Origin of the sequence: Knoellia koreensis, from assembly GCF_013041615.1 — a bacterium.
In the GTDB taxonomy this organism is placed as follows: domain Bacteria; phylum Actinomycetota; class Actinomycetes; order Actinomycetales; family Dermatophilaceae; genus Pedococcus; species Pedococcus koreensis.
Genome location: NZ_JABEPQ010000002.1, coordinates 319848 through 334531 on the forward strand (window position 1 = coordinate 319848; position 14684 = coordinate 334531).

Genomic DNA, 14684 nt, shown 5'->3' on the forward strand with positions numbered 1-14684 from the left:
CCAATGTTTCTGAGAGAATTTCGTGTTCGACCGGACGTGAACGCAAGATCATGGTAAAAAGTTGGTCAAGAGCAGGTATGACCCCCGTCAAGCAGGGTGGGGATCAGTCGAGAGGGGTTGGCTGTGGCCAAGCGCTTCATCCAGTTGTCCGAGGTGTCCGAGGTGCTGGACATCTCCTCCGCACAGGCGTACGCCCTGGTGCGGTCCGGCGAGCTGCCCGCGATCAAGGTCGGCGGGCGCGGCCAGTGGCGGGTCGAGGTCGCGGAGCTCGAGAGCTACATCCAGCGGATGTACAACGAGACCAAGAACTTCGTCGCCGCGCACCCGTTCGGTCAGGGCCAGGACTGACCGACAACATCTGTTCACCGGGGTGGCCCACGACGGGGGTGGGCCACCCCGGTGGCTCTTGGTGGGGGCTCTCCCGGGGCCATGTCACGGGCACCCGCAGGCGACCCCGCGCGTCGCCGCCGGCGTGGGTCGGCAGCCCCACCTGACGGGTTGCCCCCGGTGCCGCGGCACGGTCGCCGGGCCGTCAGGCAGGGCGCACCAGGACCAGCGCGGTGAACGGCACGACCCGCCGACCGGTGACGTTCTCGGGACGTCGCGGCAGGTCAGCGGCATGTTCGGCGAGTTCCAACGCATCCGACCAGACGGCGTCGATCGTGCCCGTGGTGACCGCGCCGGTGAGGTCCGTGACGGCGACGACCGCCCGGTCCCGGCTCAGCCCGCGCAGCACGTACCCCAGGCCGAACGACCGGCCCATCCCCTGGCCCGCGGCCCGCGGCCGGAGGCCGACGAGCGAGACCAGCGCCCCGAACGGCACCACCATCGGCTGCGCCGACGGCCGCGGGTCCGACAGCAGGACCCACCCGTCCCCGACATCGGCGACCGGCCCGCTGACCCGTACTCCGGAGACCAGGACGGCATCGACCTGCTCGCCCCGGGCAGCCGAGAGCCGCTCGTAGAGCCCGATCGCGGCGCGTTCGCGCCGGGTGCGGTCGGCGACCTCGGCGTCGAGCTCGCGGCGCTGCTCCGCATCCCACTGCGACTCCAGGTCGGAGAACAGGTCCTCCCAGCGCATCCGGTCGCTCCTTCGAACTGTCCGGCTCCGTGGGCGGTCCGGGTGTCGGCGAGCCTAGCGAGATCCTCAGGCTTGCGCAGTCAACCAAGGCTGGCTAGCCTCAGTCACACGCAAACGAACGCAAACAGCCATATTGGCTGAATGGGGGCCACCATGACGACCACGGACCGCACACCCACCCGCGTCCTCACCACCGCACTGGCCGCGCTCGTGGCCACGGGGCTGGCGATCCTCGCCCTCGGCGCCCTCACGCGCTCGCTCTGGGACCGGGTCGCCGCCCCTGGCCCGAGCAGCCTCGACGAGGTCGTTGCCGCGCTCGCCGCGGCGACCGCCCTTGCCCTGGCCGTGTGGCTCGGCCTCGGTCTGGTCATCGGGGTGCTCGGCCACCTGCCCGGTCGGGTGGGCGCGCTGGCCCGCGCGGCGAGCGGCCGGTGGACCCCGGTCGTGACCCAGCGGCTGGCCGCCGTGCTCGTGGGGGCCGTGGTCGGCGCCGTGGCAGCGCCCGCCAGCGCGGTCGGCGACTCGGTCGTCCCCGCCCCGGGGTTCAGCGCGTCCGCCGCTGCCTCGTCGACGCCATCCGCGACCGCCACGACCGCGATGCCCCTCCCGCCCGCGGGTCCGGGCTTCACCTCGACGGCGCCGACGAGCGCGCCGACCAGTGCAGCGACCACCGGGCCGACCAGCGAGCCGACCAGCGAGCCGACGCCGGCCGCGACGTCGCCGGTCGCCCCGACGAGCGACATCGCTCCACCGGGGTGGACGCCGACCCGCCCCCTGGTGCGACCTCAGCCCTCACCCGAGCTGGTCACCGGACGCGTCGCGGACGGCGCCGAGGAGGGATCGGTGGTCGTGCGACGTGGCGACAGCCTGTGGGCCATCGCGGCTCGGCACCTCGACGCCGGAGCCAGTGACGCCGAGATCGCCCGCGCGTGGCCCCGCTGGTATGCCGCCAACCGCGACGTCATCGGTGACGACCCTCATCTGCTCCACCCCGGAATGGTCCTGCAGGTCCCCGGCAGCCGGACGGCGGTGACCCGATGAGCGCCCAGGGGCAGCTGCGACCCATCCGCATCCTGCCTGCGCCCCGTCAGCGCCCGCCGGTGATCCCCGATCCCGAGTGGTCACCGTCGGACGCCGCACCGTCCCCGTACATCCAGGACGCCCTCGCGGTCGACTTCACGACCCTCACCGACGAGCAGCTCTTCGGCGCCCAGCCGACCCGACGCGACGACCTGCCCGACCCGCAGGAGTGGGGCGCCCATGTCGCACAGGCACTGGTCGAGGTGATGGCCGGCTCCCGGCCCGCGCCGCAGCTCCTGCGATGGACCGTGCCCGAGGTGTATGCCGTGGTCGCGCGGCGCGCGGTCGTGTCGGCCCGGCGGGCGGGCTCGCGCCGGACGGGCAGCGAGGTGCGCCGCACCGTCGTGCGCCGGGTGCGGGTCTGCGAGCCCGCCGACGGGGTTGCCGAGGTCAGCGCGGTCGTGGTCGACGGCAGCCGGGTGCGCGCCGTGGCGTTCCGGATGGTCGGGCTCGACGGGCGCTGGCGTGTCGAGGCACTCCAGGTGGGCTGACCGCGGGAGCCAACCACGCGGCATACCGAATCGTGGTGCGGCACAACGCGAAGCGGCCGGTGCGAGGCCTCCCCCGCGCCGGCCGCTCGTGCTTCTGCCTGCTGGCTCAGGCCTTGCGGCCGTGGCACATCTTGAACTTCTTGCCGGAACCGCACGGGCACGGGCCGTTGCGGGAGACGCCCTTGAGCTGGTCCTCGCTCAGCTCGTCCTGCGCCGAGCCGACCCGGTGCTCGACCTCGCCGGTCTCGGTGGGCGCGGAGTACTGCAGCTGCTGCTGGCGACGCTGCGGCTCCTCCAGGCCCTTGGCCCGGAACGTCGGGTGCTGCGCCACCGGCTCCGCCGTGGGGTCAGCGGCCGGTGCGGTCGCCGCGAGCGCGTCGACCCGCTCCTGCTCGGGCTGGTCCGGCTCGCCCTGCTCGGGCGCGCCGCTCTCACGGCCACCCTGAGCGTCCTGTGCGTCCTGCCCGCCCGCGGCGGTGGCGTCGCTGCCGACACCCGACCCGGCGAGCATGTCGGTGACGCTGACCGGCTGCACCGCCGGCGCCGCGGCCTGCTGCTGGTCGACGTCGACCTGGACGTTGAAGAGGTAGCCGACCGACTCCTCCTTGATCGACTCCATCATCGCCTGGAACAGCTGGAAGCCCTCGCGCTGGTACTCCACGAGCGGGTCACGCTGGGCCATGGCGCGCAGGCCGATTCCCTCCTGGAGGTAGTCCATCTCGTAGAGGTGCTCGCGCCACTTGCGGTCCAGGACGGAGAGCACGACCCGGCGCTCGACCTCGCGCATGACCTCCTCGCCGAGCTCGGCCTCGCGGGCGTCGTAGGCGTGGTGTGCGTCGGAGGTGATCTGCTCACGCAGGTCGTCGGCGCTGATGCTGCCGCGACCACCGGCGGCCTCGGCCACCTCCTCGGGGGTCACGGACACGGGGTACAGCGTCTTGAGTGCCGTCCAGAGGCGTTCGTAGTCCCAGTCGTCAGAGAAGCCCTCGGCGGTCTCGGCGTCGATGTAGCCGTTGACGACGTCGTTGATGAACAGGCGCACCTGCTCCTCGAGGTCCTCCCCCTCCAGGACGCGGCGGCGCTCGTCGTAGATGACGGTGCGCTGGCGGTTGAGGACGTCGTCGTACTTGAGGACGTTCTTGCGGATCTCGTAGTTGCGGCCCTCGACCTGGGCCTGCGCGCTCTGGATCGAGCGGCTGACCATCTTGGACTCGATCGGCACGTCGTCGTCCATCTTGGCGGTCGTCATGAACCGGTCGACCATCGCCGCGTTGAACAGCCGCATCAGGTCGTCCTGCAGCGAGAGGTAGAAGCGCGACTCACCCGGGTCACCCTGGCGGCCGGAGCGACCACGGAGCTGGTTGTCGATGCGGCGCGACTCGTGCCGCTCGGTGCCGAGGACGTAGAGCCCACCCAGCTGGGTGACCTCGTCGTGCTCGGCCCGGACGGCCTCCTCGGCCTTGGCGAGGGCGCCGTCCCAGGCGGCTTCGTACTCCTCCGGGGTCTCCTCGGGGTCGAGGCCCTGCTGCTTGAGGGTGGCGACGGCCATGAACTCGGGGTTGCCGCCGAGCATGATGTCGGTGCCTCGACCGGCCATGTTGGTGGCGACGGTGACCGCACCCTTGCGGCCGGCCTGCGCGACGATCGCCGCCTCACGCTCGTGCTGCTTGGCGTTGAGCACCTCGTGCGGCACACCGTTGCGGCGCAGCTGGTCGGAGAGGTACTCGCTCTTCTCGACCGAGGTGGTGCCGACGAGCACCGGCTGGCCCTCCTTGTGCCGCTCGACGATGTCCTCGACGACGGCGTTGAACTTGGCCTCCTCGGTGCGGTAGACGAGGTCGGGCTGGTCCTTGCGGATCATCGGGCGGTTGGTCGGGATCGGCACGACACCGAGCTTGTAGATCGAGTTGAGCTCGGCGGCCTCGGTCATGGCCGTGCCGGTCATGCCGGAGAGCTTGTCGTACATGCGGAAGTAGTTCTGCAGGGTGATCGTGGCGAGCGTCTGGTTCTCGTTCTGGATGTCGACGCCCTCCTTCGCCTCGATCGCCTGGTGCATCCCCTCGTTGTAGCGACGGCCGGCGAGGATGCGGCCGGTGTGCTCGTCGACGATGAGGATCTCGCCGTTCATGTTGACGTAGTCCTTGTCCCGCTTGAACAGCTCCTTGGCCTTGATGGCGTTGTTGAGGTAGCCGATGAGCGGGGTGTTGACGGACTCGTAGAGGTTGTCGATGCCGAGGTAGTCCTCGACCTTGGCGATGCCGGCCTCGAGGACACCGACGGTCTTCTTCTTCTCGTCGACCTCGTAGTCGCCCTCGCCGGACTCGAGCTCACCGCGGGTGAGCTTCTGGGCGATGCGGGCGAACTCGGTGTACCACTTGGTCGCCGCGTCGGCCGGGCCGCTGATGATGAGCGGCGTGCGGGCCTCGTCGATGAGGATGGAGTCGACCTCGTCGACGATGGCGAAGTTGTGGCCGCGCTGCACGAGCTCCTCCATGGACCAGGCCATGTTGTCGCGCAGGTAGTCGAAGCCGAACTCGTTGTTGGTGCCGTACGTGATGTCCTTGGCGTACTCGGCGCGCCGCTGCTCGGGCGTCATCGACGCGAGGATGACGCCGGTCTCGAGGCCGAGCATGCGGTGCACGCGGCCCATCAGCTCGGACTGGTACTCGGCGAGGTAGTCGTTGACGGTGACGACGTGGACGCCCTTGCCCTCGAGGGCGTTGAGGTAGGACGGCAGGGTCGCGACGAGGGTCTTGCCCTCACCGGTCTTCATCTCGGCGACGTTGCCGAGGTGCAGCGCGGCGCCACCCATGATCTGGACGTCGAAGTGGCGCTTGCCGAGGGTGCGCTTGGACGCCTCCCGAACGGCCGCGAACGCCTCGGGAAGGATGTCGTCGAGGGTCTCGCCGTCGGCGAGGCGCTTGCGGAAGCTGTCGGTCTCGGCGCGCAGCTCGGCGTCGCTGAGCTTCTCGAAGTCCTCCTCGATCGAGTTCACCTGGGCGGCGATGCCCTCGAGCTTCTTGAGGACGCGGCCTTCACCGGCGCGCAGCAGCTTTTCGACGATCTTCGGCACGAAGTCTCTCCTGGATGGTTCACGGCCGACGCCATCCCTGTGGCGCAGCCCGACCTAGGCTAGTCGACTCGTTCACCCCGGGTGACCAGCACCGGACGGCGCCGCCGCGAGCGGGCGCCTACCCCAGCCGAACGCTTGGTGAGGCGCCCCTGTTCCGTCCCTGCGAGCGCCTCAGGTGGCGAGGAGGTCCTGGTAGTCGGGGTGCTTGTCGATCCACGCGGCGATGAAGGGGCAGAGCGCGACGACCTGGCGGTCCCCTGCCGCGCGCACCTGGTCGAGCGCGCCGCGCGCCAGGGCGCCGCCGACGCCCTGGCCACCGTACGCGTCGTCGACCTCGGTGTGGGTGAAGACGATGCGCCCGTCGCTGAGCCGGTATGCCGCGAAGCCCGCGACCTCGCCGTCGACCTTGGCCTCGAAGCGGCTCTCGTCGGGGTTGTCGATGACCTCGATGTCTGCCATGTCCACCACCCTCTCACCCGGGCGCCGGTCAGGCGACGGCTGCGACGTCGGTCTCCTCGTGGTCGGGGTTCCACAGGCCACGTTGCGGGGTGCGGGTGATCGCAAGACAGGCCAGGGCGGCGAAGAGGCACAGGCCGCCGGCGGTGAGCCACGCGGTGTCGTACGACCCGGTCCCCTGGCGCACCCACCCGGCATACGAGGCCGCGACGCCCGCCCCGACCATGTGCGCCGCGAAGACCCAGCCGAAGACGACGCTCGACCGCGCGACGCCAAAGTGCCTGCGGCACAACGCGATCGTGGGCGGGACGGTGGCGACCCAGTCGAGCCCGTAGAACACGATGAAGAGGAACAGGCTCGGGTGGATGTCGGGTCCGAGCAGCGCGGGGACGAACAGCAGCGACAGCCCGCGGAAGCCGTAGTAGCCGCACAGCAGGAAGCGTGGGTCGACCTTGTCGGTGAGCCACCCCGAGGCGATCGTGCCGACGAGGTCGAAGACGCCGACCAGCGCGAGCAGTCCGGCGGCGGTCGTCTCCGGCATGCCGTGGTCGTGGGCGGCAGGGATGAAGTGGGTGCCGATGAGGCCGTTGGTCGACCAGCCGCAGATCCAGAAGGTGCCGAACAGGATCCAGAAGACCGGCGAGCGGGCGCTGTCGCGCAGTGTTCGCAGGGCGAGCCGCGCGGGCCCGGGGCCGGTGACGGTGGGGTATGCCGAGTGGTCACCGCCGGCGGTCCCGGTCGCCGGGGCGCCGAACGGGCGCAGGCCGACGTCGGCCGGGCGGTCACGCACGACCAGCAGGACGATCGGCGCGAGCAGCAGTGCCGCGCCGGTGACGACGAGGGCTGCCCACCGCCAGCCGGGCCCCGTTGCGAGGGCGGCGATGCCGGGGAGGAAGACGAGCTGGCCTGCCGCCCCTGCGGCGGAGAAGATTCCGGTGACCAGCCCGCGGCGCGCCTCGACGAACCAGCGGTTGGCGACGACAGAGCCGAGGACGAGCGCCATGGCCCCAGTGCCGATGCCGACGGCCAGGCCCCACAGCAGCCAGAGCTGCCACGCCTGCGTCATGACGGTGGTGAGGCCGGAGCCGACAGCGACGAGCAGCAGTGAGGAGACCACGACCCGGCGGATGCCGAAGCGCTCCATCAACGCCGCCGCGAAGGGCGCGGTGAGGCCGTAGACCACGAGGTTGGCCGTGACCGCACCGGAGGTGGTGGCCCGCGACCAGCCGAACTCGGTCTCGAGCGGCACGAGCAGCGCACCGGTCGAGGAGCGGAACCCCGCGGCGGCCACCAGCGCGCCCAGGACCACGAGGGCGACCCACCAGGCGCGGTGGATCCGGGGCGTGTGGCGGGCTGGCGCTTCCGTGGTGTCAGCCGCAGCACCGGCGGCAGGAACGGTCACGGTCGCACGCTATCTGCCACGATGCCCGGCCGGACATGCGCGAAACGGCCAGCCGTCAGCCAGATCCCGCCACACACCCTGCAACGACCCCGGTGAGGCCGAGCCAGCCGGCCATCGCCTCGAGCTCCCCCTCGAGCGCCGGCCGGGCCTCGGGCGGCGCACCCGGCTCCCAGTGGACCGCGTGCACCCGCAGCACCCCGGCGACGCGGTCGGCCTTGAGGTCGCAGCGCGCGACGAGGTGTTCGCCGAAGAGGAACGGCAGGACGTAGTAGCCGTGGACCCGTTGCGGTGCAGGCACATAGATCTCGAGCCGGTAGTCGAACCCGAACAGCGCGGCGGTCCGGTCCCGCTGCCAGATGAGCGAGTCGAAGGGGCTGAGCAACGCCTGCGCGCGCACCTTGCGCGGTCGCCGGGCCAAGGGGTCGAGGTATGCCGGTCGGCGCCACCCCTCGATCGTGGCCGGCACGAGCGCCCCCTCGGCGACGAGCGACTCGATGGCCGGTCTGGCCTGCTCCGGCTTGAGCCGGAAGTAGTCACGCAGGCACTGCTCGGTGCCGACACCGTGCGCCCGGGCCGAGAGCCGGATCAGCTCACGGAAGGCCACCTCGTGGGGCGGGCGGTCCTGCGCCCGCTCGGCCACGTCGAGGACGGGACGCGGGAGCACGCGTGACAACGCGGCATACCGGCGCTCGAACTGACTGGTGCGCCCCGCGGACGTGATGCGACCACCCCAGAAGAGGTGCTCGAGAGCGTTCTTCACGAGCGACCAGTTCCAGCCCCAGTTGTCCTTGGCGCGCGGGAGGTCGTGCTCAAGCGCGGCCTCGAGCTGGCGCGAGGTGATGGGGCCGCGGCGCTGCACCTCGTCGAAGACCGCCTCCACGAGCTCGGGGTGGTTGCGGGCCACGGCCTGCATACCGCCCCAGGCGTCGGCGTGGGCGCGCTGCATGCGGAAGTCGAGCAGTGGCCACGTCGTCGGGGGCACGAGCGACGCCTCGTGGGCCCAGTACTCCACGAGCCGGCGGGGCGCGCGGTCGCGAGCCCGGTCGAGCAGCGCCGTGTCGTAGGGGCCGAGGCGGGAGAAGAACGGGAGGTACTGGCTGCGGGTGAGAACGTTGACGCTGTCGATCTGCACGACCTGCACCCGGTCGATGACCCGTTGGAGGTGGCGCATGGTCGCCTCGCCCGGAGCGGGGCGCGGGTCGAGGAAGCCCTGGGCCGCGAGCGCGATGCGCCGGGCCTGGGCCTTGGTGAGTCGGACGGGTGCGGGCCCCGTCATTCGTCCGGTTCGAGGAGGTTCTCGCGGACGGCGTACATCGCCGCCTCCATCCGCGAGTGGAGCTGGAGCTTCTCGAGGATGTTGCGGACGTGGTTCTTGACGGTGTTCTCCGAGATGAACAGCTCGGCCGCGATCTCCTTGTTGGCCAGGCCGCGCGCGACGAGCCGCAGCACCTCGAGCTCTCGCTCGGTGAGGCGGGGCGCATCCACGGATGCGGGGCGGTCGTTCTGCCGGCGGCTCATCAGCGCGAACTCGGCCAGCAGCTTGGACGCCATCGACGGCGAGATGAGCGAGTCACCGCTCTGGACGGCGCGGATGCCGTCGGCGATCTCCTCACCGGGGACGTCCTTGAGCAGGTAGCCGTTGGCGCCCGCCTTGACCGCCTCGTAGAGGTCGGACTCCTCGTCGGACATCGTGAGCATGATGATCTTGGTCGAGGGCACGAGCTCCTTGATGCGGGCGCAGGCCTCGATGCCGGAGGTGTGCGGCATACGCACGTCCATCAGGACGACGTCGGGCAACAGCTCGACCGTGCGGTCGATGGCCTCCTTGCCGTCCCCGGCCTCCCCCACGATGTCGATGTCGTCGTCCTGCGACACGACCATCTGCAGACCCCGTCGGTACAGCACGTGGTCGTCGGCGATCACCACCCTGATGGGATCGCCCGACACACCTTCCCCTTGCTCCCTCACGCCGGTCATCTTGTCACGCTGCGGTGACGGCGGAGTACGTCTTTCGCCGTGGACGTCCCGCGAATCCCGGACGCGCCGTCACCACCTCGGTCACCACTGCCGGCGACCGAGGTGGTGAAGCCGTCTGCGGGTGACGCGTCAGGAGACGCGTTCGGTCGCGCCGGCCGGTTCGACGTCGAGGTGGATGACTCCGTAGGACCAGCCGCGCCGGCGGTAGACGACGCTCGGCTGCCCGGTCTCCTCGTCGTAGTAGAGGAAGAAGTCGTGGCCCACGAGCTCCATCTCGCGGACAGCGTCGTCGAGGGCCATCGGCGCGCTGGCGTGGACCTTCTCGCGGACCTCGATGGGCGAGTTGCCCTGCGCGCCGAACTTGTCGTCGTCGAGGGGCGTGGCGTCGTGGTCGTGGTTCTCGGAAGTCGCGTCGAGGTCACCGGCGCCGTTGCTGCGCGCCGTCGCGAACGCCACCGACTCGGGCGTGCGGCGGCCGCGGTGCACGCGGCGGCGGTCCTGGGCGCGGCGCAACCGCTCCATGAGCTTGTCGAGAGCCACGTCGAGCGCGGCGTACTTGTCGTCGAGGCACGCCTCGGCCCGGACCACGGGCCCCTTCACGTGGCAGGTGATCTCGACCCGCTCGCAGGCCTTGGCCTGGCGGCGGTTCGGCTCGTGACTGACCACGACGTCGATCCGTTGCACGCGCGGGGCGAGCTGCGGCACCTTCGAGAGCTTCTCGTCGAGGTGGGCACGGAATCGATCGGAGACCTGCATGTGGCGTCCGGTGACGACAATTTCCACGGTGTCCTCCATGGGTTTCGGCGGTGTTGGGAGGTTGGGGTGGCACACCCCTTTTCAACCGCGGCACCACCTCCCCGACTCGCCGGGGAGCCGCCCCGCCCTGCTCGACAGGGCGCCGTTCGGACCGGGTCCGAGGCGCCCTGGAGTCGTGTCCTGCACACGGGCCAGGGGGGCCATGAACCGACGGTAGACCACCGGGGCGCGTTGCGACAGGCGGCCTGACCCAACGTTTACCGTGAGTATGCCGAGTGCAGGCTGGAAGTGGTCGCGCCGCCGCGTCGCTGGGTGGCGCACACGACGGCACACCGCACCTCGCTTGCCCCCGCTCGGCGCAGCGCCCTGGCCGCCTCGACGAGGGTGGCGCCGGTGGTGAGCACGTCGTCGACGACCAGGCACAGCGCGCCGGGCACGGCGTGCTGCCACCGCGACGCGACCTGCATCGAGTGCTCGAGGTTGACCGCGCGCTGGGTGGCGGACAGACCGGCCTGGTCGGCCACCCGACGCCGCGGTCGGAGCAGGTCGGTCAGCATGACCTCGGTCGGGGCGTAGTCGCAGACCGCGTGAGCGGCGAGCAGCGTCATCGGGGCGTCACCCCGGCGTCGCCGGGCGGCACGTGAAGAGGGAACGGGGACGACGAGGACCGGGCCGGCACGGTCCCGCCAGGCGGCCTGCGCTGCCGGCCACTGCAGGAGTGCCGCGTCCACCGCCTCGCCGAGCAGGTCCCCCAGGACCGGCACGAGGTCACGCCGGTCGTCGTCCTTGGCGGCCGCGACCAACCGGGCGAGCGCACCGGCATACCTGCCGGTCGAGGTGACCGGCGGGAGGCCCGGCGGTCGAGGGTCCGGGCTGGACCAGCGGGGCCCTCCCGCCCAGAGGGCGTCCCGGGCGTCGGCGGAGCAGCGCGCACAGACGCCCGGGCCGGGCTCGCGGCAGGCGGCGCACGACGACGGGAGGGCCAGCTCGGCGAGCGCTCGCAACGACTGCGTGAGGGGTGCGTGCATCCCGGGACGTATCGGTGCAAACATGACGAGATGGTTGCGTTCGCGGGGGAAGCCGTCGATTTGCCGGCCCGAACCTGTGGACACGACTACGCTGTGGCTCGCCTTGTGGACAACGCTGCGCGGGTCAGAGAGGGGTGAGCGGATGCGCTGGCTGCCTCAGCTTGCCGTCTCCACGCGTCTGCGGATCGCCCTGGCCCTGCTCGCCGGCCTCTTCGCCTACATCACGCACGAGCTCGTCACCGCGCTGCCCTGGATCCTGCTCGTGATGGTGCTCGACCTCGCGGCGTCCGGGCTCGCGGCGCTCTCGGGGGACGACGGACGTGGGCGGCGCCTGCAGGTGCTGGGCCTGGTCCTCGCCGCCGCACTGGTCGCGGGCATCGCGATGGGGTATGCCGGCGCCTGGGCAAAGCTGCTGATCCTCATCCCGGCGTACCACGCCGGGTTGCGCTTCTCGCATCGTGGCGCCGTGCTGGCGCCGGCCGCCACCATGGCGACGGCAGTGCCTGCGGCCTGGCAGCTCGACCACCTCGACGGAGCCGAGGGACTGGCACTGGGATTCAGTGCCCTCATGGGGCTGTTGTTCGGGATGCTCGGGGCGTGGTCGGCGAAGCTCGAGCCCGAGGTGAAGGTCGTCGACACCAACCATGCGGCCGAGGCGGGGCTGTTGCTGCGACGGCTGCACGAGCTGGCGGACACGCTCGAGACCGGCTTCGACGCGCCCGCGTCGGCCGAGATGGCCCTGCAGGACCTGGCCGCGCGGATGCGCTCGACCCGCAGCGCCATCCTTGTGGGGTACGGCTCGGACCCCGCGGTCCCGCTGGCGATCCGAGGGGCCGACCGGACGCCGTGGCCGGACCCCACGGAGACCGGCTCGGTGCTTGCCCCGGCCTGGCACGACCGGGTGGCCACCATGACCGACTGGGCCGAGGACCTCGTGGGCCGCTCGGTGATCGCCGTGCCCATGACCAACAACAACGGCGAACGCCTCGGTGTTCTCGTCGCCGACCGGCCGCTCGTCACTCCCTTCACCGAGGACGACCTGGAGTCGGCCGCCGAGGTGGCCACGCGGCATTCGACGAACATCGACCTGGCCGTCCTGTTCGCCTCACTGCGCGAACGCGCCGGCCTCGAGGAACGGGAGCGGCTCGCGCGCGAGATGCACGACGGCATCGCGCAGGAGATGGTCGCGCTCGGTTTCAACATCGACGCACTGCGGCACGCCGCGCGCAAGCAGGAGTCGCCGATGGCCGCCGACCTCGACGGGCTGCGCGAGGAGGTGTCGCGAGTGCTCGCAGACCTGCGGCTGCACATCGCGGACCTGCGGATCGCGGTGCGCCCGGACACGGGACTTGGTGCGCTGATCGGTGCGCGCCTCCAGAACTTCGGCTCGACCTCGGGCGTCACGACGCGAATGCACTTGACGGAGAACGGATTCCGGTTGCCAGCACACACCGAGGTGCTGATCTACCGTCTGTTCCTGCAGGTGCTCGCAGACGCTCGGCACTCCCTCGACGCGACAGATGTCGAGGTGCGGCTCAACGTCGCAGCGCCGAAGGCAGAGCTGTGGGTGTCGCACAACGGCACCAGCTCGTTGACGAGCCGGGACTTCAGCGAGAACCCACTGACCGGGTTGGGCGGCGAGATCACCGTCGAATCCCGTGTGGGCACTGGCATCATCGTCCGCATGCGCATGAGGGCACGAGGGGCGGCGTCGTCCGCCACGCTCTCCAACGAAAGGATCCCCCAACCGTCATGACCATCAACGTCGTGGTGATCGACGACCACACGCTCGTGCGTGAGGCCGTCTGCCGGATGATCGACAGCGAGGAGGACCTGGCCGTGGTCGGCCAGGCCGGAGGGATCGCCGAGGGCAAGGCGGTGCTGGCCGCCAACCTCATCCACGTGCTCGTGGTGGACGTGTCCATGCCGGACGGCTCGGGGCTCGTGCTCGCGCGGGCTGCCCGTGAGGCGTCCCCCCGGTTGGGCATCGTCGTCCTGACGATGCACAACGACGACGAGACGCTGTTGGAGGCGCTCGACCTCGGGGCGTCGGCGCTGGTGCTGAAGTCGGCGCCGTCGGACGAGGTCATCGCGGCCGTCCGGCGGGCGGCTGTGGCCCCTGACGCGTTCATGGCGACCGGCCTCGCAGAAGCGTTGCGGCGCAGGGACTCCAGCGACAAGCCGAGGCTCACGCCCCGCGAGTCCGAGGTGCTCGACCGGCTCGTCGCCGGCGACTCGATCGCGGCGGTGGCGAAGCGCCTCTACATGAGCGAGTCGACCGTCAAGACCCACGTGTCGAAGGTCTACGAGAAGCTCGGCGCCCACAACCGTGCATCAGCGGTGATGGCGGCCCTGCGGCTCGGTCTGGTGAAGACCGACGCCGTCGGGCACGCCCGCCGCTGACCCTGCGCGACCGGTCAGCCCATCCCGCTGAACGTGTCGACGATGCGGATGGCGCCGGGGCCGATGATCACGATGAACAGTGCGGGGAAGATGCACAGCAGCATCGGGAAGAGGATCTTCACGGGCACCTTCTGCGCCTTCTCCTCCGCACGCTGACGACGCACCAACCGCATCTGCACGGACTGCTCACGCAGGACGTTCGCGATGGGCAGACCGAGTCGGTCCGCCTGCACGAGGGCGCTCACGAAGTTCTTGGCCTCGGGCACCGTGGTTCGTTCGGCCAAGGATGAGAATGCCGCGCCGCGGGACTTGCCGATCTGGATCTCGGACAGCACACGGGCGAACTCGCCTGCGATGGGGCCGTCAACCGAACGCGCGACCTGGAGCAGCGCCGCGTCGAAGCCTTGGCCTGCCTCGACACAGACGGTGAGCATGTCGAGGGCATCGGCAAGGCCCCGCTGTAGCTCGTCCTGACGCTTCAAGCCCTGGTTGTAGAGCAGCAGGTCCGGCAGGAAGAAGAGGAGCGCGGCGCCGGCGGCCGCGTAGAGGAGGCCACGAAGGCTGATCCCGCCGATGACCAACCCGAGGGCAACGCCGATGAGGACGCCGACGCCCTTGCCGGTCATGATCCTCTCGGCAGTCCAGCCGGCCGGGTTGCCTGCGAGGTCGAGGCGCCGCTGCAGCTTCTCGGAGGTGCCGTTCGGTGAGAGCCGGAACGCGAAGCCGCGCAGCGCGCGCATGACGGGCAAGGCCAGCCGCTCGTAGGCGGGCAGCTCGGCGCGGCCCACCTCGCGCGTGTCGACACCATGCTCGATGAGGGCCAGCGAGCGGGCCACGCCGGTCGCCTCGCCCGCACCGTAACCGAAGGCCAGCACGAGCAGCGCGAGGGCTGAGCCGATCGCGACGACGCCCAGGATCAACAAGACAGAGCCCATCA

The 14684-nt window shown here is 70.9% G+C and carries 14 protein-coding genes; 5 read left to right on the plus strand and 9 right to left on the minus strand.

Annotated elements, in window-relative coordinates:
- Positions 1 to 123 precede the first annotated feature (123 nt).
- Positions 124 to 348 carry a helix-turn-helix domain-containing protein gene (locus HJG52_RS09885; protein ID WP_171243432.1) on the plus strand — a complete coding sequence of 75 codons (225 nt, stop codon included), beginning with the start codon at positions 124 to 126 and terminating at the stop codon, positions 346 to 348.
- A 184-nt stretch (positions 349 to 532) separates the two neighbouring features.
- Here the strand turns inward: HJG52_RS09885 and HJG52_RS09890 are convergent, their stop codons facing one another.
- Positions 533 to 1081 (minus strand): hypothetical protein, encoded by a 549-nt coding sequence (locus tag HJG52_RS09890; RefSeq protein WP_171243433.1) that lies wholly within the window; start codon positions 1079 to 1081, stop codon positions 533 to 535.
- A gap of 153 nt (positions 1082 to 1234) precedes the next feature.
- On the opposite strand from HJG52_RS09890, the gene HJG52_RS09895 reads away from it, so the two are divergent.
- Both HJG52_RS09895 and HJG52_RS09900 read left to right on the plus strand, forming a co-directional pair.
- Entirely contained in the window at positions 1235 to 2122 is an 888-nt protein-coding gene (locus tag HJG52_RS09895; RefSeq protein ID WP_171243434.1) for a LysM peptidoglycan-binding domain-containing protein, read from the plus strand.
- Complete coding sequence (locus HJG52_RS09900) at positions 2119 to 2652, plus strand: Rv3235 family protein (protein ID WP_171243435.1); 534 nt, start codon at positions 2119 to 2121, stop codon at positions 2650 to 2652. The genes HJG52_RS09895 and HJG52_RS09900 overlap by 4 nt, the downstream gene beginning before the upstream one ends.
- Positions 2653 to 2758: 106 nt before the next feature.
- Here HJG52_RS09900 and secA read toward each other — a convergent pair whose 3' ends face one another.
- The 7 genes from secA to HJG52_RS09935 all read right to left on the minus strand — a co-directional run bounded on the left by secA (position 2759) and on the right by HJG52_RS09935 (position 11368).
- Positions 2759 to 5725: a preprotein translocase subunit SecA gene (gene secA / locus HJG52_RS09905; RefSeq protein ID WP_171243436.1), complete on the minus strand. Its 2967-nt coding sequence runs from the start codon at positions 5723 to 5725 to the stop codon at positions 2759 to 2761.
- 171 nt (positions 5726 to 5896) lie between these two features.
- A complete protein-coding gene (locus tag HJG52_RS09910) occupies positions 5897 to 6184 on the minus strand; it encodes a GNAT family N-acetyltransferase (RefSeq protein WP_171243437.1) in 288 nt (95 codons plus the stop codon).
- A gap of 28 nt (positions 6185 to 6212) precedes the next feature.
- Positions 6213 to 7583: an MFS transporter gene (locus HJG52_RS09915; protein WP_171243438.1), complete on the minus strand. Its 1371-nt coding sequence runs from the start codon at positions 7581 to 7583 to the stop codon at positions 6213 to 6215.
- A 55-nt stretch (positions 7584 to 7638) separates the two neighbouring features.
- Positions 7639 to 8859 (minus strand): winged helix-turn-helix domain-containing protein, encoded by a 1221-nt coding sequence (locus tag HJG52_RS09920; RefSeq protein WP_171243439.1) that lies wholly within the window; start codon positions 8857 to 8859, stop codon positions 7639 to 7641.
- On the minus strand, positions 8856 to 9530 hold the full coding sequence (locus tag HJG52_RS09925; protein ID WP_430413341.1) for a response regulator: 675 nt from the start codon (positions 9528 to 9530) through the stop codon (positions 8856 to 8858). Before HJG52_RS09925 ends, HJG52_RS09920 begins: the two co-directional genes overlap by 4 nt.
- Before the next feature lie 159 nt (positions 9531 to 9689).
- Positions 9690 to 10343, minus strand: coding sequence for a ribosome hibernation-promoting factor, HPF/YfiA family (gene hpf, locus HJG52_RS09930; RefSeq protein WP_171244096.1), 654 nt, complete (start codon positions 10341 to 10343; stop codon positions 9690 to 9692).
- A gap of 230 nt (positions 10344 to 10573) precedes the next feature.
- A complete protein-coding gene (locus HJG52_RS09935; RefSeq protein WP_171243441.1) occupies positions 10574 to 11368 on the minus strand; it encodes a ComF family protein in 795 nt (264 codons plus the stop codon).
- 118 nt (positions 11369 to 11486) lie between these two features.
- Here HJG52_RS09935 and HJG52_RS09940 point away from each other — a divergent pair, with 118 nt between their 5' ends.
- Entirely contained in the window at positions 11487 to 13100 is a 1614-nt protein-coding gene (locus tag HJG52_RS09940; protein ID WP_171243442.1) for a histidine kinase, read from the plus strand.
- Positions 13097 to 13747, plus strand: coding sequence for a response regulator transcription factor (locus HJG52_RS09945; protein ID WP_171243443.1), 651 nt, complete (start codon positions 13097 to 13099; stop codon positions 13745 to 13747). The genes HJG52_RS09940 and HJG52_RS09945 overlap by 4 nt, the downstream gene beginning before the upstream one ends.
- Positions 13748 to 13761: 14 nt before the next feature.
- Here HJG52_RS09945 and HJG52_RS09950 read toward each other — a convergent pair whose 3' ends face one another.
- The gene (locus tag HJG52_RS09950) at positions 13762 to 14670 is read right to left on the minus strand and encodes a type II secretion system F family protein (protein ID WP_240977776.1); all 909 of its coding nucleotides are present in this window, start codon (positions 14668 to 14670) and stop codon (positions 13762 to 13764) included.
- Positions 14671 to 14684 lie beyond the last annotated feature (14 nt).

Bases quoted from the DNA above. Each gene is read 5' to 3' on its own strand.
- HJG52_RS09890 (WP_171243433.1), bottom strand. From the start codon at position 1,081: ATGCGCTGGGAGGACCTGTTCTCCGACCTGGAGTCGCAGTGGGATGCG.
- HJG52_RS09895 (WP_171243434.1), top strand. From the start codon at position 1,235: ATGACGACCACGGACCGCACACCCACCCGCGTCCTCACCACCGCACTG.
- HJG52_RS09900 (WP_171243435.1), top strand. From the start codon at position 2,119: ATGAGCGCCCAGGGGCAGCTGCGACCCATCCGCATCCTGCCTGCGCCC.
- HJG52_RS09910 (WP_171243437.1), bottom strand. From the start codon at position 6,184: ATGGCAGACATCGAGGTCATCGACAACCCCGACGAGAGCCGCTTCGAG.
- HJG52_RS09920 (WP_171243439.1), bottom strand. From the start codon at position 8,859: ATGACGGGGCCCGCACCCGTCCGACTCACCAAGGCCCAGGCCCGGCGC.
- HJG52_RS09935 (WP_171243441.1), bottom strand. From the start codon at position 11,368: ATGTTTGCACCGATACGTCCCGGGATGCACGCACCCCTCACGCAGTCG.
- HJG52_RS09940 (WP_171243442.1), top strand. From the start codon at position 11,487: ATGCGCTGGCTGCCTCAGCTTGCCGTCTCCACGCGTCTGCGGATCGCC.
- HJG52_RS09945 (WP_171243443.1), top strand. From the start codon at position 13,097: ATGACCATCAACGTCGTGGTGATCGACGACCACACGCTCGTGCGTGAG.